This is a genomic window from Vibrio sp. M250220 (assembly GCF_036533795.1).
Classification (GTDB): Bacteria; Pseudomonadota; Gammaproteobacteria; order Enterobacterales; family Vibrionaceae; genus Vibrio.
In genome coordinates this window covers 136,332-158,113 of the sequence record NZ_JATABI010000005.1, presented here as the reverse complement: position 1 = coordinate 158,113, position 21,782 = coordinate 136,332, and the positions used below count along the sequence as shown (strand labels likewise).

Here is a 21,782-nt window from a genome sequence, read left to right as displayed (position 1 = left end):
CCACAATGAGCTTAACTTCTGGATTTAAATCAGTATCATAGCGTTACGCTCCCGTGGCACAGCTGGATAGCGCGATCCCCTCCTAAGGGATAGGTCACAGGTTCGAATCCTGTCGGGAGCGCCATATTTAAAAGGGCTAGCAAGTTAGTAACTACTAGCCCCATTCTGTCGGTGTGCAGATTGCCCTTGTCTCAATGTCGATTCAATTGACAAGTTTCACACAATTCCCTTACTCAAGCTGAAGCTATTCAAACTACACTCATATTTCAGCCTTGTTTTCAGCATAAGAAACCCGTACATCCTTACAAACAAACCTTCAACATTTGAATACAATCATCTAAAATAGTTATTAATAAAGTTATCGATAGCGAAAGAATGAAAAAGAGTAACTTAGAGACGAACACTGGTCACCGCTTCATCTCAAAAGCTAAAACAGCCTATAAAATCCATATTCACACTCCGGACGACAAAGTTCTTCACCGCTCTGTGGGCTACATTCGTATAGGTGAAAAGAAAGGACTGAAGAAAGCCATTAAGCTTCGCAATGAGCTGGGGAGTAAAATGTGGGGAAAGTTTTGGCGTAAGTTACTGAAAGATCCTTACCTGATGACGCGATTACCTCACTCTCTGGAACCCAAGATAATTTTCAAACCCCGGCCTACAAAGGAAAATCCAGCGGCAAAAGATGAGTGCTATATTGCGGCATGGCGTAACTACGATGAGCACGGCAAACTAATTTACAAAAGTGTCGTTTGCTCAATAAAGAAACATGGCCGTTTAGCTGCCTACACAAAGACGAAAAAAGCGCTGTTAGAAGCAAACAAAGAGAACCTTGAAATTCTCGAGTTTATGGGACGATTGAATAGCATCGATCTTAAGTAATTTAAAAAATAAAAGGCCTTGTTATACAACAAGGCCTTTCTTTTAGAGTCACTCTTTTAACCAAACGACCTATACAGTCTTAATAGATTACTGTTGGTATTCAAAAGCTGGTACAACAATCTACGCGACGATTTTGTTCTCGACCTTCGCGAGTTTCGTTCGAAGCGATTGGGTTATTTTCCCCTTCACCACGTACTGTGATACGACGACTTTCAATCCCTTCATTGATCAAAACATCCACGACAGATTGAGCTCGTTTTTCAGACAAAGTTTGGTTGTAAGCGGCTACGCCAGTCGAATCGGTGTAGCCTGTCACTTCGACATTAGACTGCGGGTACTGGTTCATAAACGCCACCAGTTCATCAAGAGTTGATTGGCTTTCTGGTTTTAGTTTAGTGCTATTTAGCTCAAAACTGCCTGAATCGACCAGTTTTATTTCGAAAGTCTTAACTACAGGCGTGACAACAACTTATTTCTCTAAACTGGAACCTATTGATAAGCATATTGGTAGTACTGCACATCTAATAACTATCGATATGCAAACAATATAACGATGGAATTATAGGTGCTTTTTCTTTCTCATATATAAGACAAAGCCCCAACCATGGGGTTGGGGCTCAATTACTAACGTTGTTATTTTAATTATTACTGCTGAACTTGGTACTCAAAGCTAGGTACGATCACTTCAACACGGCGGTTTTGCTGACGACCCTCACGAGTGTCATTTGATGCAATTGGGTTATTCTCACCTTCACCACGAACGGTAATACGAGACGCATCAATACCTTTTTGCTCAAGAGTAGACGCTACAGACTCTGCACGCTTCTCTGATACCACTTGGTTGTACTCAGCCGCACCAGATGAATCAGTGTGACCAATCACTTCGACTTTCGCTTGTGGGTAAGTATTAAGGAACTCTACCAGCTCATCCAGTTGAGAAGCGCTCTGTTGGTTTAGCTTTGTACTATTTAGTTCAAAACTACCTGTGCCTAGTAGCTGAGTCTCAAACGTCTTAGTCTCAACAACAGGCTCTGCTGGAGTCTCTTCAACGACTTCTTCAACCATCTCTTCTTCTACTACAACTGGTGCAGCTTCTTCGTTGCTACCAAACTTGTAAACTACGCCTAGCGTCGCACTATTACCCATTGCACGAACCAGCTCATTGTTTGCATCAGTAATGGTTTGGTATTCAACTCGCAAAGTCACGTTCTTATGTGAGTCAAATTCAATACCCGCAGCCCCCATGTATGAAGCATCTTCTTTGTCGCCATATTTGACGTATGCACCACCAAATTTACCGTAAAGTGAGATATCGTCAGTAATCGGTAGGTTTAACTTTGGAGCTAGCGTAAATGCTTCAACTTTATCGTCATTAAGACCATCAGTTGTAAACTTACCTAGGTAGTCGTAACCACCTTCGATTGATAGAAAGTCCCACATTTCGTAACCGATGAATGCACCTGCTGTTGAAGCTTCATCATCACAGTTTGCTGTCGCTGTTGTACATGCATCATCCAACCAAGATTTACCTACTTTACCACCGACATAAAGCTCTGCCATTGAAGGCGCAGATGCAAGAAGAAGTGATGCTGAAATTACCGCTGCTAATTTTTTCATGTTTTTTATTCCTCAAATCTGAAAGTTGTTTAGCCTTAGTGCACATTTCCATTTCCCCTTAGAAAAAGCCCATATGGGAACAGAATACGACTCATAATTTTATTTTGACCAAAACAATACCCACGGCATAAACATCTAAATCCGTAAGCGAACTATATACGCATTTCCCAACATTCAAAGTAGGATTTTGTCAGCGAACTGTCAGGGAATAATCCGAAAAAAAGCACGAAACCACGTAAAGCTAGTTAGGATAAGGGATTGGCGCATGTATGAATTTACCCAATAAAATTCAGCCAACTAGGGAACGAAAAACAAATTCTCAATAACGAGAAAATATATTGTAAGTACTCTCTCGCTCTGGTCTTTACTAGAGACAAAAAAACCGCAGCGTAGAGCTGCGGTTTTCGAACTGGCAATAACCATTATGCGTTGGCTTCGCGCTCTGCGATGTATGCCAATGCCATTTTGATACGAGCAACACAACGCTCTTTACCGATAAGAGCCATAACTGTATCTACCGATGGAGACTGACCGCCACCCGTAACCGCTACACGTAGTGGCATACCAATTTTACCCATACCAATTTCAAGCTCTTCACAAACAGCGGCAATAACACCATCTTTAATGCTTTCCGTCGTCCACTCTGTTAACGCTTCTGCTTTTGCTAGTGCTAGTTCTAGTGGCTCTTTCGCTACACCACGTAGATGCTTTTTCGCCGCACCCGCTTCAAATTCAGAGAAGTCTTCATAGAAGTAGCGAATCTGTTCTGCTAGCTCAACAAGCGTATTGCAACGTTCACCAACAAGCTTGATTACTTCAGTAATAGCAGGACCGTTAGTCACATCTAATTTCTGCTCATCAAGATGCCATTGTAGGTGCTCTGCAACATACTCAGGTTCTGAAGTCTTAATGTAGTGGTTGTTCAACCATTGTAGTTTATCTGTGTTGAACGCAGACGCTGACTTAGATACTGCGTTTAGACTGAACAGGTTAATCATTTCCTCTTCAGAGAAGATCTCTTGGTCACCGTGAGACCAGCCTAGACGAACAAGGTAATTGTTTAGTGCTGCTGGTAGGTAACCCATGTCACGATATTGCATTACAGAAACAGCGCCATGACGCTTAGACAGTTTCGCACCGTCATCGCCAAGAATCATTGCACAGTGAGCAAAAGTAGGTACTGGTGCACCTAATGCTTCATAGATATTGATTTGACGAGGCGTGTTGTTGATATGGTCTTCACCACGAACAACATGAGTAATGCCCATATCCCAGTCATCAACTACAACACAGAAGTTGTATGTTGGTGAGCCGTCAGTACGACGAATAATTAGATCATCCATCTGGCTGTTGCGAATTTCGATACGACCACGAATTTGGTCATCGAATACCACGCTGCCTTCCTTAGGGTTACGGAAACGGATAACGCATGGATCGCCATCTTTAGCTGCATCGTTTGCTGCTTTAATCTTAGGGTGTTCAGCATCGTAACGAGGCATTTCTTTGTTCGCTTCTTGTTGTGCACGAATTTCATCTAGCAACTCTTTAGATGCGTAACACTTGTATGCTTTGTCTTCAGCCAGCAGTTTATCAACCATCTCGTTGTAACGATCAAAACGCTGAGTTTGGAAGTAAGGCCCCTCATTCCACTCAAGACCTAGCCATTTCATACCTTCTAGAATCGCGTCTACTGCTTCTTGCGAGTTACGCTCAAGATCCGTATCTTCAATACGCAGTACGAATTCACCACCTTGGTTTTTAGCGTATAGCCAAGAGTAAAGTGCAGTACGCGCACCACCAACGTGTAGGTAGCCTGTTGGGCTAGGAGCAAAACGAGTTTTAACCGTCATGTAAAATACCTTGATTGTCTGAATGACTGCACCACGCCTTCAATATGTGCGATGGTGCTAAAATTGCGCGTTATTTTAGCACCGATATGCAAATCTACAATCAATCGTTAATATGTTTTACCGCCCAAGAGATAAACTCTTGGCGCTCTGATGACGTCATAGAGAGAAAATCACGCTGGATCACTTTCGATTGCACTTTTTGATCCACGTTGACAGACGCCACTGACGCGGAACTCGTCTTAATGTTTGGCTCAGAAGGTGTAACAGATATCGCCGCAATACCACCAGTCAAGTTGTAGTCGTTCAGCATCGCGTCGTAATCGTGAATCAACGCAAAAGACTGATTCACAATCTGATCCATCACGATCTGCACTGATTGTCCATTACTGGTAACTTTAACTGTTGGACTCTTTTCAAACTTACTTACCCCACGCTGATCTCGAATCGCGAAAGGCGTTTCAAACAATAGAGTTTCGTTCTGTGCGTCAAATGTGACCACCATTGGATGAGAGTTAAACTTCTTCTTGCCACCATTGCCATCAACCATTGCCGTGACTCGTAGCAATATCTGATTGTGACCATTAGCTATTTTCAGATCCCCCTTAGCCTTTTTTGGTATCTGATTGAGCTGTTGATTTACCGCTAGAATCTCTATTCGGCTATCGGTGTGAATCGTCACTTGAGCATGAGCCATACTACACATCAAAAGCACAATGGCCGCTGCAATGATTTTTTTCATTCTCTCTTCCTCACGGTTACAAACGGAAAAAGGCGGACAAACTGTCCGCCGGGTCATAATGTATTTATTAGAATGTCCACTCAGTACCGATACGAACCATTAGGTCATCATCGTACGAAGAGTCATCTTGTTGAGTTAAACGAACAAAGGTGTATACAGAACTAAATGAGTAACCCAATTCACCACTGATAGAGGTTGAATCCATATCTTTGTTGTCTACGCCATCTTGCTTACCACTTTGGTCTGCGTAACCAACACGAATGTTTGCGTTACCAAAGAAGTAGTTCGCTTGAATCGAGTAAGCGTCGATTTCACGTTTGGTGTAACCGTAGTCACCACCACCGTTAGTTGAGTCGTACGAACCCGTTTTGTATGCACCAAGGATATTAAAGTTGTCCATTGGACGAAGTTCGAAGCCTACAAAGTATGAATCCGTATCACCGACAGAAGCCGCTTTCCCTAGTTCTTTAATATCTAGAGGGTTACCTGGTGTTGCATTGTTTGTATCAAACACGTTGTCGGTAGCACTTTCAAATACTGTACCTTTAGCCGTTTCAAACGCTGCATGTAACGTTAGCATATCAGCTGGCGCCACTGTGATAGAACCACCGAAGAAGTTAGAATCTTCGTGGTTTTCACTACCATTACCACCCGCTAGGCTGAATTTAACCATCTCACCAAACATTGGTGAATCGTAGCGTGCCATTTGGCTCTTACGGTCAAAGTGGTAACGTTCGCCGCTGCGCCATGCGCGGTCAAAAGTACGACCTAGGTTAGATGCTGAGTATGGCCAGTCAACAAGTTCATATAACGGTGTCAACATACGACCAAAACGAACCTGACCCCAATCATCGCCGCGCAGACCGACGAAAGTATCGCGGTTACCTAAATCGGCACCGTAGTCCAATACCCAACCTGACTCAACTTGAGCAAACGCAGTTACGTTATCTGTCATTGCTTTAGCCGCGCGGAAACCGATGCGAGTTTCATTTTCAAGCGCCCAACCATCATCTGGACCTGTCGCTTTCGATGCTCCGTAGTCTACAGCAGAGATAGAGACGACACCGTAGACTTCTACGTTTGCATCATTCGGATCGCCCAGCATATACGCGTTAGCAGTACCAGCGGCCATGGTAGTTGCGGCGATTGCTGCGCCAAGAAGAGTCTTTTTAAAGTGAGACATAAGATTAACCCCTATTTATTTGAATTTTTCCTTGTTCCCCTCACACAAAACTAACTGGTTGTTTTGAAGGGAACTATTTATGGACGGGGTCATGGTGGCAAACTTTTTTCGCGACACAAAAGGAATGAAAAGATAATCTGACCAGCTTCAAATCAGAAAATTGTAAAATTGAGCAAACCAATTAAAATCAACAACTTAAAAAGAAACCTCAATAAACATAAACGTCAATACTGCTTGCGCGTTGCGTACATGGAGCGCTTGTTCGCCAAATCTGCTGGCTAGATCACTGTGATTTTTTATCTATTTACGGAACTTTATATTTCCCAAATAAAAAGTTTGAATTGCCTCGCATGCTTCCTGCCCACTAATTCACGGCAATCGGTGATTTTGACGTTTTATTTAAATACTTGACCTTACCCTTGCGGTAAGGTTTACGCTTAGCAACAGTTGAATAATTAAGGTGATGTTATGACTAAGTTTGATATCCCACTCTCTGGCTTAAACTGTATGGGCTGTGCAAGAAAAGTGGAGCGAACAATTACGGCAGAACACCAAGTCAGCATTGATCAGTTGTCTCCCACTCACATCTCTTTAGAGACAGGCAGTTCTTTTGCCGCACTTGCAGATTCAATTGAGAAGCTAGGCTATCAGGCAGGCCACAAACATCATTTGTTCTTAACTGGACTCAATTGCGGTAAATGTGTTGCTAAGTTGGAACAAGCTCTTGAGCAGTCTCCACTCAATGGCTCCTTTCGTGTATCGAAAACAGAGCTAGAGCTTGTATCGCTTCACTCACAACAAGAAGTCATCCAATTGATTGAGTCATTGGGTTATCAAGCAAGTCCATTCTCCCCGCAAGTGGAAGCTGTACCCGCTGACGAAGAAATCGCCGCCCCTATAGAGAGAGGGCAACCATTACCCATTAAACACTCGGCGCACCTTCTTATATCGGGTATGACTTGTGCCAGTTGTGTCTCTTCGGTCGAGAAAGCCTTAATCTCAGTAAAAGGCGTAGAAAAAGCTCAAGTCAATCTTGCTGAACAAAGCGCACTTATTTTTTCCAACCAACCCATTGAGGAGATCGAGACTCAGCTATTACGCTCGGTCTCTCAATCTGGCTATCAAGCCCAACTGATTGACGATCCTCAAAACCAGCAGCAAAAACAACTCGAATTGCAGCAAGCAGTTCAAACCCACCATAAGAAAAGTGCTTGGTTAGGTTTGATGATCGGTGCGCCACTCATGCTGTGGGGAATTGCAGGCGGTAATATGATGATTCGCAATAACGCAGACCAAATCTTTTGGGGCATCATTGGTGTTATCTGTTTATGGCTACTTGCGACAGCAGGAAAAACATTTTTCACTAACGCATGGCAAGCGCTCACTCACAAACGAGCGACAATGGATACCTTAGTCGCCCTAGGGACAGGTACAGCTTGGTTATTCTCAATGTTAGTGGTCACTTTCCCCAACTGGTTTCCTGCCGCATCTAGACACGTCTACTTCGAAGCAAGCGCAATGATTATTGGCCTGATATCGCTTGGTCACTATATAGAAGCCAAAGCTAAGGCGAATACCACCCGCTCACTTCAGGCTCTGATTAATCTTCAGCCTCAGGTGGCGACTCTGGTGACGGAACAAGGCGATCGAGACATCACCATCGACGAAATTAACCTGGGAATGAGACTGCGGGTGAAATCCGGTGAAAAAATACCTGTTGATGGCATCGTTGAGTCTGGTGAATCTTATCTAGACGAGTCAATGTTGACTGGCGAGCCAATACCGGTGAATAAGCAAGTTGGGGATTCTGTATCCGCAGGAACCATTAATCAGGATGGTAGTTTAATCATTCGCGCTTCAAGTGTAGGTAGCGACACCATGTTGTCACGCATCATCACTATGGTCCGCGAGGCTCAAAGTAGCAAACCAGCTATCGCTAAACTCGCAGACCAAATTTCTTCAATTTTCGTTCCAGTTGTAGTAGCAATTGCTCTCCTATCTGCATTGGTCTGGTTTATGGTTGGTCCAGAACCTAAAGCCAGCTACATGCTAATTGTCACTACTACCGTTCTTATTATTGCGTGTCCATGCGCATTAGGGTTGGCGACCCCGCTATCTGTAACGGTTGGTATTGGTAAAGCGGCCGAGATGGGGATCTTGATTAAAGATGCCGACGTTTTGCAGTCAGCAGGCAAAATAGATACGGTGGTCTTTGACAAAACAGGCACCTTGACTCAAGGCAAGCCAAATGTTCAAGGCATCTATGCAGTCAATGGTCATAATGACCAGTTGCTAACGCTCACAGCTTCAATAGAACAACAGTCAGAACATCCACTTGCTAAAGCTATTGTTCAACAAGCTCATCAGCAGTCTCTACCACTGTTCGAGGTATCGGAATTTGAAAACCGCCGCGGTCAGGGAGTGTTTGCAAAAGTAGAACAACAATCTATTACCGTTACCTCACTGGCTTATGCGCGTGAGCAAGCATGGCGTTTAGATGAGGTTGATAGTGAACTTCAGCAATATCTAGACAACGCTTGGACACCGATTATTGTCGCTGAAAACTCAACGGTGATTGGCGTTATCGCCATCGCAGATCCGATAAAGCCCGATGCGAAACAAGCTGTAGAAGCACTAAAAGCCATCAATATCACGCCAATAATGCTCACTGGTGATAATTCGAGTGTCGCACAAGCCATTGCACAAGAGCTGGGAATTGAGCAAGTAATCTCGCAAGTATTGCCAGATGAGAAAGCAGGCCATATTGCTGATTTACAAAGTCAAGGCCACTGCGTTGCAATGATAGGCGATGGCGTTAACGATGCGCCAGCTCTAGCCCTTGCTGATATTGGCATCGCGATGGGGGGAGGCAGCGATATCGCCATCGAGAGTGCACAGATGACACTGCTTAACTCGTCACCACTGTCTGTTGTTCGAGCAATTGAGCTCTCTAAAGCAACAGTACGTAATATGAAGCAAAATTTATTCGGGGCCTTCGTCTATAACTCGCTAGGTATCCCTATTGCCGCGGGTGTTCTTTATCCCGGCTTTGGCTTTTTGCTTAGCCCTGTAGTTGCAGGTGCAGCAATGGCACTTTCCTCGATTACCGTAGTAAGCAACGCTAATCGTTTAAGACTTTTTAAAAGCTCGTAGAGGTTATTATGAAACGTAAATTTTTTGCCCTAGCAACACTAACTCTGATTTCTGGTCACGCATTGGCTACCGATGTACTCAACCATAAATCACCATACTGTGGCTGTTGTACTGAGTGGACGAAACATATGCAAGATGCAGGCTTCACAGTTAAAGAGAAGTTACACGAAAACATGAATCCTATTAAGCAAACGTTGGGGATTACACCTGAACTTGCTTCTTGTCATACAGCAGAAATTAATGGCTACGTATTCGAAGGTCATATTCCTGCGGAAGACATTCAAGCTTTCCTTGAAAACCCACCACGCAATGCGAAAGGACTTGCTGTTCCGGGAATGCCAATGGGTTCTCCAGGCATGGAATATGGCAATGAAAAAGACGAATATTCAGTCTACGCGTTCAACGAAAAAGGTCAGGTATTTGAGTACCGACACTATAAAGGCAACAGCGGCTCTAACAAGTAGTGTACCTGCCAAGCAAGTTTTGGCTCACTATACGAGTGAAAACAGGCCGGCTGCCTGCTTAGATTTATGGAAAAATGCGCTCTCAAACATTGACTATATCCAAATGCCAGACAGCATTCTTTGGCAGGCAGTGGAACGGTTTTGCTCGCCTTTAGATGGCGCATAGATGGCAAAGCCCAGTATAGGATGCACAAAAAAGGCTGCCACCGGCAGCCCTTTTAGAATCAGTTAGCGCGCATTAACCTTGAGTAACTAATTGCGTCATCATCTCAATATGCAAGTCATCGTCATTGAGGCAAGGAATATAGGTAAATGTTTCACCACCATTCTCGGTGAAAATCTCACAACACTGCTCAGCCAGTTCTTCCAGTGTTTCCAAACAATCGACAGAAAATGCAGGCGCAAGAATATCGAGTTTTTTAATCCCTTTACTCGGTAGTGTTTCCAAGGTCTTGTCCGTATAGGGCTGTAGCCACTCTTCACGACCAAAACGAGACTGATAGGTCATACCGATTTGATTGGGTGCCAATCCTAACTCACGTGCAAGTAGCGTCGTGGTGACATCGCAATGCTGTGGGTAGATATCACCATTATCCGCATAGCGCTTAGGAATTCCATGGTAAGAACACAGCAGATAGTCACCTTTGCCGTTCTCTTGCCAAGAACGTTTTACGCTCTCTGCCAACGCTTTGATGTACAAAGGATGATCATGATAATCACGAATGAACCGATAACTTGGTACAACGGGCATCTTTTTAAATGCTTTGGTCAATCCATCCGAGACTGCCGCCGTCGTTGTACCTGAATACTGAGGATATAGAGGCAGAACAATAATGTCTTCCACACCTTGTGCCACCAGCGCTTCTAGTCCGGTTTGTAGGCTCGGGTTGCCATAAGTCATACCCAGTTCAACGGGCATATCAATTAAAACTTGTAGCTTCTCGACCTGCCTTTTCGAATAGACCATCAATGGCGAACCTTGCTCCATCCATACTGACTGATACAGCTTAGCCACTTTCGGTGCACGGATTGGGAGTATCACACCATGCAAAATCGGACACCACAACCAGCGCGTCATATCGACCACTCGTTTGTCATGGAGGAACTGACCCAAAAACTGCTTTACTGCAGGGGACGTTGCTTCATCAGGGGTACCCAGGTTAACGAGTAGCACACCTTGTCTCTTACTATTTTGCATAGCTTCCTATCAATCCTAAAAGGGATATTTACGTAAATAAGATCTTGATAGATCAACGAATAAACATAAAAAAGCGACCCAACTTGGGTCGCTTTAACTATAACAAATTTTCAAAATTCGCTGTTAGCTATTTATGCTAGCGCTTTCTCGATATCAGCACTGACTTCAGCAACTTGCTTAGTACCATCGAATTTAAGGTATTTAGTGTTACCCGCTTCTGCTTCTTTACCGTAGTACTCGATTAGTGGCGCAGTTTGATCATGGTAGACACCAAGACGAGCACGTACTGTCTCTTCTTTGTCGTCGTCACGAACAACAAGGTCTTCACCCGTTACGTCATCTTTACCTTCAACTTTAGGCGGGTTGTAAACAACGTGGTAAGTACGACCTGAAGCCAGGTGAGCACGACGGCCAGCCATACGCTCTACAATCACGTCATCGGCAACGTCAAATTCGATAACGTAATCGACCGCTACACCCATTTCTTTTAGACCATCAGCCTGAGGAATAGTGCGTGGGAAGCCATCTAGTAGGAAACCTTTTTCGCAGTCATCTTGAGCGATGCGCTCTTTGATTAGACCAAGGATGATTTCATCAGAAACTAGCTGACCAGCGTCAATAACAGCTTTAGCTTGCTTACCAAGCTCTGTACCTGCTTTGATAGCAGCACGTAGCATGTCACCAGTAGAGATTTGCGGAACACCGTATTTTTCCATGATGAAATTTGCTTGTGTGCCTTTACCTGCACCTGGAGCACCTAGAAGAATGATGCGCATGTTGAATCCTCTTAAGATAATGATGATTTATACCGAAGCTCACTATGGTGTCGTAAATCACACAGCCTTAGCTCACGGTAAGTTTCGGTATAACTGTTATTACAAGTTAACAATAAAACAGGCGTGCACATTACACGCCCGCTCGTTTGGTTTCAAGAATGCATTCTATCATACAATTTAAAACCAAAGCGCGAATTACGACTAAAGAATGCTTAAACACTCACATTTGCCGCTTATTTAACGCGCTTCATTCACAATTAAAGCAATTAAGCTAAAAAGCCCGCAAGATGCGAGCTTTTTACCAATTTTCAGCTATTAGCCCTTAGTCAAAAGCGCATTAATTGCACCTAAGAATTGAGATGGATCTTCCATTGAGCCACGCTCAGCTAACATCGCTTGACCAAGTAGAAGTTCAACCCAACGGCCAAAGGCTTCTTCGTCTGCTTCATCAGCCATACGCTTAACCAAGGTATGTTCAGGGTTAATTTCGAAGATGTACTTCACTTCTGGCGCAGCTTGACCTGCGGCTTCCAGCAGTTTGGCCATCTGCGTACCCATTTCAAAGTCGTCAGTCACTACAACGGCTGGCGTTGTTGCTAGCTTAAAGGTGGTACGAACCTCCTTAACACGATCACCTAAGTACTCTTTAGTACGTTCAACGACTGACTTGAACTCTTCTTCGGTTTCTTTGTGTTTCTCTTTCTCAGCTTCATCTTCAAACTTGCTAAGATCTAGCCCCGCCTTTGTGATCGACTGGAACTGTTTACCATCAAATTCGGTGAGGTAGTTCATCAGCCACTCATCAATACGGTCAAACATTAGAATGACTTCGATGCCTTTAGAACGGAACTGTTCTAAGTGTGGGCTATTCTTAGCCGCTGCATAACTATCCGCTGTTAAGTAGTAGATCTTATCTTGGCCTTCTTTCATGCGCTCAACGTATGACGCAAGGCTAACAGTCTGTTCAGAAGAGTCCACCTCCGTCGAAGCAAAACGCAACAAGGCCGCAATTTTTTCCTTATTGCTGAAGTCTTCTGCTGGGCCTTCTTTTAGGACCAAGCCAAACTCTTTCCAGAATGATTGATACTTTTCTTCATCATTCTTAGCCATGCGCTCTAGCATCGTTAGAACACGCTTAGTACAAGCATTGCGCAGAGACTGAGTCACTTTGTTGTCTTGTAGGATTTCACGCGATACGTTGAGTGGCAGATCGTTGGAGTCTATCAGGCCGCGTACGAAACGTAGGTACGATGGCATAAACTGCTCTGCGTCATCCATAATGAATACGCGCTGTACATACAATTTCAGACCAGACTTGTGGTCACGGTTCATCATATCCCAAGGTGCTTTCGCAGGGATATAAAGTAAGCTGGTGTAGTCGTTTTTACCCTCAACACGGTTGTGGCTCCATGTTAGAGGATCGGCAAAATCGTGAGAAACGTGCTTGTAGAACTCTTGATACTCTTCTTCAGAAATATCGGATTTATTGCGAGTCCAAAGTGCTTGAGCCTTATTGATCTGCTCCCATTTTTTCTCACCTGTTTCTTTACCTTCATCATCACGAACTGACGTTTGAATCGCAACAGGAATACCAATGTGATCGGAATACTTGCTGATCACTTCACGCAGACGCCATTCGTTTAGGAACTCTTTACCTTCTTCTCGCATATGAAGAACGACATCTGTACCGCGAGTTTCTTTGGTGATGTTTTCGATGGTGTACTCACCTTCACCCGCTGAGTGCCATTGAACGGCTTGGTCACTCGCTAGGCCAGCTGCGCGAGTGCGAACCGTGACGGCATCAGCAACGATGAATGCAGAGTAAAAGCCGACACCGAATTGACCAATTAACTGAGAGTCTTTCGATTGATCTTCTGATAGCTTAGAGAAAAACTCCGCTGTGCCAGATTTCGCGATGGTGCCCAGATGCTCGATGACATCCTCACGACTCATACCAATACCGTTGTCTGAGATCGTTAAGGTATTCGCTTCTTCATTAAAGGAAAGTTTTACGCCAAGTTCAGCGTCACCTTGGTACAAGTCTGGATTTGACAGTGCTTGAAAGCGCAGTTTGTCAGAAGCGTCAGACGCATTAGAAATCAGCTCGCGAAGGAAAATCTCTTTGTTTGAATAAAGAGAATGAATCATCAAATGAAGTAATTGTTTTACCTCAGACTGAAAACCGCGAGTTTCTTTGTTTTGTGTTACTGTTTCGCTCATGATAACTCCATAAGTTCTTTAGTTATCAAGCCACTACCCTAATCAAAAAAAGAGTAATTTGGCCCAAATCTGTCAGTTAACATGAGGGTGATAAATGTAAATTCAAGGTCAAGAATCATAAAAACAGTGTTTTTTTATCTCAATCTTTACTATCCTTGCACTCTCTAAAAATCAAAAAATCTAAACTAGAGTAATTTTGGACTAGTCTTAGAAAGCGCCTTACTTGAATAACTGTCTGAAACTTAAATTAAATGGCCATCATTAATGAGTAATATAGGTACTAAGTTTAATCTTGCGAACAGATTTACTTTTGATCCCAATACAAACTCCCTCACAGACAAGGAATGCGAAAACGAACTGATTCGTTTAGGGAGCAACGAAAGCCGGATTCTTCTTTTACTTTGTGAAAAACCGAGTGAAATCGTCTCGCGTAATGATTTACACGATTTCGTATGGCGTAAACAAGGCTTCGAAGTCGATGATTCAAGCCTAACGCAAGCCATTTCTACACTACGTAAGCTTCTCAAAGACTCAACAAAGTCACCAATGTTCGTTAAAACGGTGCCAAAACGCGGTTACCAGCTAATCTGCTCGGTAGAACGTACAACACCATTGATGAGTGGTGTTAACGAAGTTGAACAGCCTGCTGTTGCAATGGAAGACGTAGAAATACCTCTTCAGCATGCTTCTGAACCTGTAATTGATACTGAGCTTCTTTCTACAGAACCTCAATTAGAAGCACCTATTCCAGCGCCTGAAGTAACGAAGTCTTCAAGCTTAATGGCTAAGGTGTTGGTCGCACTCGCTCTGCTACTGCCACTGTGCGTTGTTTTATTTACTAACCCGAGTGAATCAAAATTCCGTCAACTTGCTGTTTATGACAATACTCCGGTTAAAACGCCACTCAATCATCCTGATTTAAGTCACTGGTACCCGTCAATTGAGCAATGTGTGAAAAAGTACAATGAAACACATACTAACGAGCTTGCGCCAGTCGAAGTCATTGCCACAGGTGGTCAGAATAATCAGTTGGTTCTCAACTACATTCATTCTCTGGATAACTCAGGCGAGAACGTGACATTACGTATCTTCGCTGAGCAACAAGATCTCAGTAAAGTTTGCCAATAGGAACCACCAAGATGAATCAGAAAATTGCAGCAGGCCTACTTATTCTGTCAGCGGTATTTAGTGGTTGGCTTTACTGGGGAAGTGACCTCAAAGTAGAGCAAGTGCTAACTTCAAATGAGTGGCAGTCAAAAATGGTTACTGTTATCGCGGCAAAGATTCCCGATGACTCAGTGGGTCCTTTACGTAAAGCGAATGTCGTCTCTAACGTTAAGTATCTGCCAAACAATACTTATATTCGTGTAGCGACAGTACGTCTCTATGGTAACGACACTGAAAATGAAAGCATTATCAACATTTCAGAGACAGGCCATTGGGACATCAGCGATAACTACTTACTCGTCTCTCCGACCGAGTTTAAAGATGTCTCTTCGGCGCAAAGTAAAGACTTTACCGAAGATCAGCTAAGTCTGATTACTCAGCTGTTTAAAATGGACGCACAGCAAAGTCGCCGTATCGATATTGTGAATGATAAAACATTACTTCTGACTAGCTTAAGTCACGGTTCTACGGTACTTTTCACCAACTAAACAATAAAGTAAAAGGGGCATGACGCCCCCTTTTTTCTAAGCATCACATGGATTGGACAAACACTGTTGGCCTATTTGTTGGCTCTCTGATTGCTAACACTCTCGCCTCACTCTCTGGCGGAGGCGCTGGACTACTTCAGTTCCCATTACTGATATTCTTAGGTCTACCTTTCTCGATTGCTCTAGCAACCCATAAGATAGCCAGCGTTGCGCTCGGCATTGGGGCCGCCTATACCCATATCAAACACAAAAGCTTTAGCTACAAGGTTGCGTTATATCTGGTTATCGTCGGTAGCTTAGGCGTCATTATCGGTGCGAATATTGTCCTTCTCATCCCAGAGCAAATCGCGGAAACCGCTCTCGGTCTGATGATACTCGCTCTAGGAATCTACTCTCGATTTAAGCCACAACTCGGCCAGCAAGAGATCCAACGCAACCGTCATCACTTTGGCTGGGCGCTAGGTGGAATTGGTATGATGGTCATCGGCGTTATCAACGGTTCGCTGACTGCGGGTTCAGGTCTCTTAGTGACCATTTTTCTTGTTCGTTGGTTTGGATACAGCTATAAACAAGCCGTTGCGTTAACCATGTTGTGTGTTGGTTTATTCTGGAATGGGATTGGGGGTGTCGCTATGGTTCACGCTGGAGCTCCCGTTTACTGGCCTTGGTTACCCGCTTTGCTGTTAGGCTCGTTTATTGGTGGTGGGCTGGGTGCCTACCTGACGACCCGTGTGAACAATCGCGCAATCAAGCTATGTTTCGAGCTGCTTACCTTTGCTGTCGGCATTAAATTAATTATCTAGAGGGAAGGACCATGCAAAAAGCCAATATTAATATCTACTACTGTCGTCAGTGTAACTGGATGCTCCGTTCAACTTGGCTCAGTCAGGAGTTACTGCATACCTTTAGTGAAGAGATTGAGTCACTCACTCTTCACCCTGATACAGGCGGGCGATTTGAGATCCACTGCAATGGAAAGATGATTTGGGAACGTAAGCGCGATGGCGGTTTTCCGGAAGCTAAAGTGCTTAAACAACGCGTCAGGGATCTGATCGACCCTGAGCGCGATCTTGGTCATTCTGATTCTAAGTAACGACGTTCAACTAACATCAACTGCGCCATTAACGTGGCGCTATCGTTGTTTGCATCACCACTTGATTGTCAAATGTCATGACTTTCAACTGAGAGTCGTCAAACATGCCATAGCTTGCTGCGTAACCTTGCCGAGGAAAGGTTGCAGAACCAGGATTAAAGATATACTGATCGCCATCTAACTCAGCAGACGGAATATGACTGTGCCCGTGAACAATCACATCTCCAACCTTTAGTGGTGGTCGATTAGCAGCGTTGTATAGGTGACCATGCGTTACAAATAGGCGTTGACCGCTTTCCAACATAACCCAGGCGTAATCCATCATCATGGGAAACGAAAGCAGCATCTGATCCACTTCACTATCACAATTTCCGCGAACAGCAATGATTTGCTTAGCATACTGATTAAGCCGTTCACTCACTTGCTGTGGGTTATATCCTTCTGGTACAGGGTTGCGGGGACCATGATTTAACGTGTCCCCCAACAAAAATAAGGTTTGCGCACCAGATTGCTCAAACGCATCCAAGACAAGTTCGGTTGCAGGCAAAGAACCATGCAGGTCAGAGGCAAAAAAGAGTTTCACGACATCATCTCCTCAAAAATACGCTGCAGATTCTACTCCCTGAGACCCAATTAGTCATCTCTGACCATGCCGTTTATCACTATGTTATTGTAGCTGACCATACCAACCACTTTGCCTTGTTCAATAACGGGAGCACGGCTGATACCAAAACGTTCAAACAAGCGAGCGCAATACTTCACATTCATATCAGGAGAAACAGACAACGCGGGTTTGGTCATGATTTCATAGATATTGGTGCGTTCTGGAGAACGATTCTGAGCGAGCACCTTCTTGGCTATGTCATTCATCAACACTACGCCGTACTCATCTTCATCGTTACGTTTGTCGACCACCAGCGCTTTCACTTCATGGCTGCGCGCTAGTTGAATACCCTCTTTAACGGTAGTTAAGCCATCCACAATGACATAGTTGCTAGTCATTACATCACGCACACGGACTTTCACATGCTCTGTCATATCTCATCCTCCACAACTTTTGTTAGTTTCTCGACCTGATGGGCGACACCCACCGCATCTTCAATATCGATCTGAATCGCAATCCCCTGTCCGGACTCCTGATCAAACTCCCCCACCTCATTAATCGTCTCCAAGATGTGTCTTGATAAGTGTTCTTCAACCACAAAGAGCAATACGTCCTTTTGGACATCTAGGGTTAAACCAAAAAAGGTCCTTTTTTGATTTAGGCCCTCACCACGAGCATTATTTATCACTGTCGCCCCTGTTGCCCCAGCCTTTCGAGCGGCGTCCAGCACAACATCTGTTTTACTATCTTCAACAAATGCAACGAGTAATTTAAAGCGCATTTTCTTTGTCCTCCTGCTCAGTACCTTTGTTGAGCCACTGAGTGATTTGTGCGTATCCCATCACCGAGATCATCGGAAATAAACTAGCAAAAGCAATTAGTCCAAACCCATCTATCATTGGACTTCGTCCCGGTACGGTTGAAGCAAGCCCTAACCCTAACGCTGCCACTAAAGGAACGGTAACCGTGGATGTCGTCACCCCGCCTGAATCGTATGCGAGGGGAATGATTAATTGGGGTGCGTAGAAGGTTTGGATAACGACAATGATGTAACCAGAAATGATGTAATAGTGAATTGGGTCTCCAACAACAATGCGATAGCTTCCCAACGCAATACCAAATGCAACCCCTAGCGCAACCGCAATTCTCAAACCGTTGACGCTAATACTGCCCCCCGAGACCTGATTGGCTTTTATAGCCACCGCGATTAAAGAGGGTTCGGCTATGGTCGTGCTAAAGCCGATAAAGAATGCGAACAAATAGACCCAGTAGTAGTCGAACCACTCAATTTTCTCGCCAACCGAGACACGAAACTCAGCAATAAAATTTGGCTCAGTTAGCTGGGTTGCCATGGTTTCACCCAGTGGGAATAAGGCAAAATCAAGGCCGATAAGAAACAGCGACAATCCAAGAATGACATAGAAGAAGCCCAAAATGACCTTAGGCAAGTTGTTAACTGGTCGTCTCAATACCGCAAACTGAAAACCAAATATAATCGTCGCAATCGGTACAACATCACTTATGGTACCGATGAAAACGTCAATAAAGTGGGACCATTCGATCATGCGATCACCATTCCGTAGACCATCACGAACATCATGGGAAGTAGCGATGCAAACGCAATTAAACCGAATCCATCAATCATCGGATTGCGTCCTTTAATCGCTGATGCAAGCCCAACCCCTAAAGCCGTAACCAAAGGTACAGTAATCGTAGAAGTGGTCACACCGCCAGAGTCGTAGGCAACACCAATAATGCTTTGAGGCGCAAACATGGTCAGAACCACGACTCCAATGTAACCACCGATGATCATGTATTGAATCGGCCAACCTTTCAGAATTCGAAGTACACCAAGTAAAATCGCGATACCAACAGAAAGCGCAACGGTGTAACGCAATCCATTCGCGTAATCTTCCATCGCTTGCTCTTGGTGGGCAATCATACCTCCTTCAGCGGCCACTTCTGCGGCTTCATCAGCAACAGCGGTAAGTGCAGGCTCTGCGACGGTAGTACCAAAACCTAAACAAAAAGCGAAAGCCAGCAACCAAAATACACTGCCTTTGCGAGCAAATGCCTGAGCCATCGTCTCCCCTATAGGAAAGAGCCCCATTTCCAAACCAAAGATGAAGAAGGTCAGACCGAACACCACCAGCACTAAGCCAAATAGGATTGAAACTAAGTTCGGTAAGGGTTCCTGTAATACCACCAGTTGAAAGAAAGCAATTACAACCACAATAGGCATTAAATCCCTGAGACTTCCAAGTAGCGCCTTAGCTAACGCTATCATTGCCTGCACATAACCTCCTGTCCGTCGGTGCTATATCCCTACTTATTAGCATGGCAAACAAATACGACTTCGGCTGTGACTGCCCCTACGTAGAGGAATAGAAAGGTAACAAAATGTAAAAATTGTGATATTGATACATGTGATCACTTTTCATGCTAAGTCGCTATAATTAGTAACAATAGTTGTCTATGGTAAAACCTAATTTAGGTTACCATGAATCATAAAAGGATAAGGAATGAAGGTACTGCTCACAGGTGGGACAGGTTTTATTGGCCGAGAACTCCTCAAACACTTAACCACCCATGAGATTGTACTGCTTACTCGCGACCCCAAAAGGGCAAAAGAGAGACTCAGCCACACCGATATGGGCAACGTGACCTACGTAACGACCTTAGATCGCTTTCAACATCTCAACGATTTTGATGCCGTAATTAACTTAGCCGGTGAACCTATCGCGGATAAACGTTGGAGTAAAACGCAGAAAGACATTATTTGTGACAGTCGCTGGTCATTAACAGAGCATTTAGTTGAATTGATTCATGCCAGCACAAATCCCCCTGACGTATTGATCAGCGGTTCTGCGGTGGGCTATTACGGCGATCAGCAAGAACACCCTTTCGATGAGTCTCTGCACGTATCCGATCGTGGATTTCCTCACCATGTGTGTAGCAAGTGGGAACAAATAGCCAATCGCGCGCGTTCCGAAATGACGCGTGTCTGTATTCTTCGCACTGGTGTCGTACTAGCCCCGCAAGGCGGTGCACTGCTTAAGATGCTACCACCCTATCGATTTGGTTTAGGTGGTCCTCTAGGGAGTGGACGCCAGTATATCCCTTGGATTCATATGCTAGACATGGTGAGGGGAATCATCTATTTACTCGAAACCCCTCACGCGCACGGTGAGTTTAACTTCTGTGCACCACATCCGGTGACAAACAAGCTGTTTAGTCAGACTCTAGCCAAAACCTTAAAGCGCCCTCACCTATTACGAACACCTAAATGGTTGATGTCCTTAGCGATGGGTGAAAGCTCCGTGTTGTTGTTTGACAGTATTCGAGCCAAACCTAAAAAGTTGACTGAGCTGGGTTTTCATTTTAGCTATTCACGTATTGAGCCAGCGCTAAAAAATCTGTTACAACACCAAGATTAATCCAGTACTCTAAAATTCACTATCGCTCAACTTATTACTTGAAATGCAAAAATCCATTCTCATTACCGGTTGCTCAACAGGCATCGGGTATACATGCGCCCATGCCTTACACAAGCGTGGTTATCAAGTCATCGCCTCTTGTCGTAAACAAGCTGACGTTGATAGGTTACGCTCCGAAGGACTGACTTGTCTGCAACTTGATCTCAATGACAGCAACAGCATCAAGCTCGCCGTCAAACAAACTCTCGAGCTAACCGATGGGAAGCTCGACGCGTTATTCAATAATGGTGCGTATGGTCAACCGGGAGCGTTGGAAGATCTACCTACTGACGGGTTACGTGAACAATTCGAGAGTAACTTTTTCGGTTGGCATCAGCTAGTGTGTGAAATCTTACCCACAATGCGCCGCCAAGGTTCAGGAAGAATCATTCAGAACAGCTCCGTGCTCGGATTTGCAGCCATGAAGTACCGAGGTGCTTACAACGCCTCTAAATTCGCACTTGAAGGTTGGAGTGATACATTACGTTTAGAACTCAAAGGCAGTAACATTCATATCAGTCTTATTGAACCCGGCCCTATCGAAACTCAATTTCGAGCCAATGCCTTAAAGGCATTCCAGCGCTGGATTGCCATTGAATCAAGTGTCCATCACAAGCAATATCAGCAACAAATGTCTCGGCTTGATAGCCAAAGTTCAAACAATGCTTTTGTCTTACCAACTGACGCATGTGTTGGTCCTCTCATCCATGCCCTTGAATCAAACAAACCAAAGATTCGTTATCGGATTACTACCCCGACTAAAGTTTTTGCCGTCCTCAAACGGATTCTGCCCACTCGGCTGTTGGATAAAATATTGTGGCATGCCGCGTAAAATAACTAACGCGGTTGTCATGATTTCGTAACATTGAGAC

At 44.3% G+C, this 21,782-nt stretch carries 21 protein-coding genes, 1 tRNA gene and 1 pseudogene; 10 read left to right on the top strand and 13 right to left on the bottom strand.

Annotation, left to right across the window (positions count from 1 at the left end; all coding sequences use genetic code 11):
- The first annotated feature begins 47 nt into the window (after window positions 1-47).
- A tRNA-Arg gene (locus QTN94_RS03720) sits at window positions 48-124 on the top strand.
- Between the two features lie 251 nt (window positions 125-375).
- A complete protein-coding gene (locus QTN94_RS03715; RefSeq protein ID WP_331416054.1) occupies window positions 376-882 on the top strand; it encodes a Fe3+-citrate ABC transporter substrate-binding protein in 507 nt (168 codons plus the stop codon).
- An 87-nt stretch (window positions 883-969) separates the two neighbouring features.
- Here QTN94_RS03715 and QTN94_RS03710 read toward each other — a convergent pair.
- From QTN94_RS03710 to QTN94_RS03690, 5 genes and pseudogenes are all read right to left on the bottom strand, one after another.
- Window positions 970-1,345: pseudogene (locus QTN94_RS03710) on the bottom strand (OmpA family protein); the annotation flags it as partial.
- 182 nt (window positions 1,346-1,527) lie between these two features.
- Window positions 1,528-2,499: an OmpA family protein gene (locus QTN94_RS03705; protein WP_331426918.1), complete on the bottom strand. Its 972-nt coding sequence runs from the start codon at window positions 2,497-2,499 to the stop codon at window positions 1,528-1,530.
- A gap of 422 nt (window positions 2,500-2,921) precedes the next feature.
- Window positions 2,922-4,349, bottom strand: a complete 1,428-nt coding sequence (gene gltX / locus QTN94_RS03700) for a glutamate--tRNA ligase (RefSeq protein WP_331426917.1) — start codon at window positions 4,347-4,349, stop codon at window positions 2,922-2,924.
- A gap of 100 nt (window positions 4,350-4,449) precedes the next feature.
- A complete protein-coding gene (locus QTN94_RS03695) occupies window positions 4,450-5,088 on the bottom strand; it encodes a DUF2057 family protein (protein ID WP_331426916.1) in 639 nt (212 codons plus the stop codon).
- A gap of 67 nt (window positions 5,089-5,155) precedes the next feature.
- Entirely contained in the window at window positions 5,156-6,271 is a 1,116-nt protein-coding gene (locus QTN94_RS03690) for a porin (RefSeq protein ID WP_331426914.1), read from the bottom strand.
- A gap of 468 nt (window positions 6,272-6,739) precedes the next feature.
- Between QTN94_RS03690 and QTN94_RS03685 the strand changes: the two genes are divergently transcribed.
- Window positions 6,740-9,424, top strand: coding sequence for a heavy metal translocating P-type ATPase (locus tag QTN94_RS03685; protein WP_331416059.1), 2,685 nt, complete (start codon window positions 6,740-6,742; stop codon window positions 9,422-9,424).
- An 8-nt stretch (window positions 9,425-9,432) separates the two neighbouring features.
- Window positions 9,433-9,888 (top strand): DUF411 domain-containing protein, encoded by a 456-nt coding sequence (locus QTN94_RS03680; RefSeq protein ID WP_331416060.1) that lies wholly within the window; start codon window positions 9,433-9,435, stop codon window positions 9,886-9,888.
- A 238-nt stretch (window positions 9,889-10,126) separates the two neighbouring features.
- On the opposite strand, the gene hemH is transcribed toward QTN94_RS03680, so the two are convergent.
- The 3 genes from hemH to htpG all read right to left on the bottom strand — a co-directional run bounded on the left by hemH (window position 10,127) and on the right by htpG (window position 14,082).
- Window positions 10,127-11,086: a ferrochelatase gene (gene hemH, locus QTN94_RS03675; RefSeq protein ID WP_331426912.1), complete on the bottom strand. Its 960-nt coding sequence runs from the start codon at window positions 11,084-11,086 to the stop codon at window positions 10,127-10,129.
- A gap of 131 nt (window positions 11,087-11,217) precedes the next feature.
- Window positions 11,218-11,862, bottom strand: coding sequence for an adenylate kinase (adk, locus tag QTN94_RS03670; protein ID WP_138973371.1), 645 nt, complete (start codon window positions 11,860-11,862; stop codon window positions 11,218-11,220).
- Window positions 11,863-12,177: 315 nt separating this feature from the next.
- Entirely contained in the window at window positions 12,178-14,082 is a 1,905-nt protein-coding gene (htpG, locus tag QTN94_RS03665) for a molecular chaperone HtpG (RefSeq protein ID WP_331426910.1), read from the bottom strand.
- A 264-nt stretch (window positions 14,083-14,346) separates the two neighbouring features.
- Between htpG and QTN94_RS03660 the strand changes: the two genes are divergently transcribed.
- The 4 genes from QTN94_RS03660 to QTN94_RS03645 are packed head-to-tail and all read left to right on the top strand — an operon-like array spanning window position 14,347 to window position 16,830.
- On the top strand, window positions 14,347-15,210 hold the full coding sequence (locus tag QTN94_RS03660) for a winged helix-turn-helix domain-containing protein (RefSeq protein WP_331426909.1): 864 nt from the start codon (window positions 14,347-14,349) through the stop codon (window positions 15,208-15,210).
- Between the two features lie 11 nt (window positions 15,211-15,221).
- Window positions 15,222-15,737: a regulatory protein ToxS gene (locus QTN94_RS03655; RefSeq protein WP_331426908.1), complete on the top strand. Its 516-nt coding sequence runs from the start codon at window positions 15,222-15,224 to the stop codon at window positions 15,735-15,737.
- 47 nt (window positions 15,738-15,784) lie between these two features.
- Entirely contained in the window at window positions 15,785-16,540 is a 756-nt protein-coding gene (locus tag QTN94_RS03650; RefSeq protein ID WP_138973375.1) for a sulfite exporter TauE/SafE family protein, read from the top strand.
- An 11-nt stretch (window positions 16,541-16,551) separates the two neighbouring features.
- Window positions 16,552-16,830, top strand: a complete 279-nt coding sequence (locus QTN94_RS03645; RefSeq protein WP_138973376.1) for a SelT/SelW/SelH family protein — start codon at window positions 16,552-16,554, stop codon at window positions 16,828-16,830.
- A gap of 28 nt (window positions 16,831-16,858) precedes the next feature.
- Here QTN94_RS03645 and yfcE read toward each other — a convergent pair whose 3' ends face one another.
- The 5 genes from yfcE to QTN94_RS03620 are packed head-to-tail and all read right to left on the bottom strand — an operon-like array spanning window position 16,859 to window position 19,730.
- On the bottom strand, window positions 16,859-17,413 hold the full coding sequence (yfcE, locus tag QTN94_RS03640) for a phosphodiesterase (protein ID WP_331426907.1): 555 nt from the start codon (window positions 17,411-17,413) through the stop codon (window positions 16,859-16,861).
- Window positions 17,414-17,463: 50 nt separating this feature from the next.
- Window positions 17,464-17,868, bottom strand: coding sequence for a CBS domain-containing protein (locus QTN94_RS03635; RefSeq protein WP_331416067.1), 405 nt, complete (start codon window positions 17,866-17,868; stop codon window positions 17,464-17,466).
- Window positions 17,865-18,215: a P-II family nitrogen regulator gene (locus QTN94_RS03630; RefSeq protein WP_331416068.1), complete on the bottom strand. Its 351-nt coding sequence runs from the start codon at window positions 18,213-18,215 to the stop codon at window positions 17,865-17,867. Before QTN94_RS03630 ends, QTN94_RS03635 begins: the two co-directional genes overlap by 4 nt.
- Window positions 18,205-18,999, bottom strand: a complete 795-nt coding sequence (locus tag QTN94_RS03625; protein WP_331426905.1) for a DUF1538 domain-containing protein — start codon at window positions 18,997-18,999, stop codon at window positions 18,205-18,207. Before QTN94_RS03625 ends, QTN94_RS03630 begins: the two co-directional genes overlap by 11 nt.
- Window positions 18,996-19,730, bottom strand: a complete 735-nt coding sequence (locus QTN94_RS03620; RefSeq protein WP_138973381.1) for a DUF1538 domain-containing protein — start codon at window positions 19,728-19,730, stop codon at window positions 18,996-18,998. Before QTN94_RS03620 ends, QTN94_RS03625 begins: the two co-directional genes overlap by 4 nt.
- A 226-nt stretch (window positions 19,731-19,956) precedes the next feature.
- Here QTN94_RS03620 and QTN94_RS03615 point away from each other — a divergent pair, with 226 nt between their 5' ends.
- Both QTN94_RS03615 and QTN94_RS03610 read left to right on the top strand, forming a co-directional pair.
- Complete coding sequence (locus QTN94_RS03615; RefSeq protein WP_331426904.1) at window positions 19,957-20,871, top strand: TIGR01777 family oxidoreductase; 915 nt, start codon at window positions 19,957-19,959, stop codon at window positions 20,869-20,871.
- 43 nt (window positions 20,872-20,914) lie between these two features.
- A complete protein-coding gene (locus QTN94_RS03610; protein WP_331426903.1) occupies window positions 20,915-21,742 on the top strand; it encodes an SDR family oxidoreductase in 828 nt (275 codons plus the stop codon).
- Window positions 21,743-21,782: the final 40 nt, after the last annotated feature.

Bases quoted from the DNA above. Each gene is read 5' to 3' on its own strand.
- QTN94_RS03715 (WP_331416054.1), top strand. From the start codon at position 376: ATGAAAAAGAGTAACTTAGAGACGAACACTGGTCACCGCTTCATCTCA.
- QTN94_RS03705 (WP_331426918.1), bottom strand. From the start codon at position 2,499: ATGAAAAAATTAGCAGCGGTAATTTCAGCATCACTTCTTCTTGCATCT.
- gltX (WP_331426917.1), bottom strand. From the start codon at position 4,349: ATGACGGTTAAAACTCGTTTTGCTCCTAGCCCAACAGGCTACCTACAC.
- QTN94_RS03695 (WP_331426916.1), bottom strand. From the start codon at position 5,088: ATGAAAAAAATCATTGCAGCGGCCATTGTGCTTTTGATGTGTAGTATG.
- QTN94_RS03690 (WP_331426914.1), bottom strand. From the start codon at position 6,271: ATGTCTCACTTTAAAAAGACTCTTCTTGGCGCAGCAATCGCCGCAACT.
- QTN94_RS03685 (WP_331416059.1), top strand. From the start codon at position 6,740: ATGACTAAGTTTGATATCCCACTCTCTGGCTTAAACTGTATGGGCTGT.
- QTN94_RS03680 (WP_331416060.1), top strand. From the start codon at position 9,433: ATGAAACGTAAATTTTTTGCCCTAGCAACACTAACTCTGATTTCTGGT.
- hemH (WP_331426912.1), bottom strand. From the start codon at position 11,086: ATGCAAAATAGTAAGAGACAAGGTGTGCTACTCGTTAACCTGGGTACC.
- adk (WP_138973371.1), bottom strand. From the start codon at position 11,862: ATGCGCATCATTCTTCTAGGTGCTCCAGGTGCAGGTAAAGGCACACAA.
- htpG (WP_331426910.1), bottom strand. From the start codon at position 14,082: ATGAGCGAAACAGTAACACAAAACAAAGAAACTCGCGGTTTTCAGTCT.
- QTN94_RS03660 (WP_331426909.1), top strand. From the start codon at position 14,347: ATGAGTAATATAGGTACTAAGTTTAATCTTGCGAACAGATTTACTTTT.
- QTN94_RS03655 (WP_331426908.1), top strand. From the start codon at position 15,222: ATGAATCAGAAAATTGCAGCAGGCCTACTTATTCTGTCAGCGGTATTT.
- QTN94_RS03650 (WP_138973375.1), top strand. From the start codon at position 15,785: ATGGATTGGACAAACACTGTTGGCCTATTTGTTGGCTCTCTGATTGCT.
- QTN94_RS03645 (WP_138973376.1), top strand. From the start codon at position 16,552: ATGCAAAAAGCCAATATTAATATCTACTACTGTCGTCAGTGTAACTGG.
- QTN94_RS03635 (WP_331416067.1), bottom strand. From the start codon at position 17,868: ATGACAGAGCATGTGAAAGTCCGTGTGCGTGATGTAATGACTAGCAAC.
- QTN94_RS03630 (WP_331416068.1), bottom strand. From the start codon at position 18,215: ATGCGCTTTAAATTACTCGTTGCATTTGTTGAAGATAGTAAAACAGAT.
- QTN94_RS03625 (WP_331426905.1), bottom strand. From the start codon at position 18,999: ATGATCGAATGGTCCCACTTTATTGACGTTTTCATCGGTACCATAAGT.
- QTN94_RS03615 (WP_331426904.1), top strand. From the start codon at position 19,957: ATGAAGGTACTGCTCACAGGTGGGACAGGTTTTATTGGCCGAGAACTC.
- QTN94_RS03610 (WP_331426903.1), top strand. From the start codon at position 20,915: ATGCAAAAATCCATTCTCATTACCGGTTGCTCAACAGGCATCGGGTAT.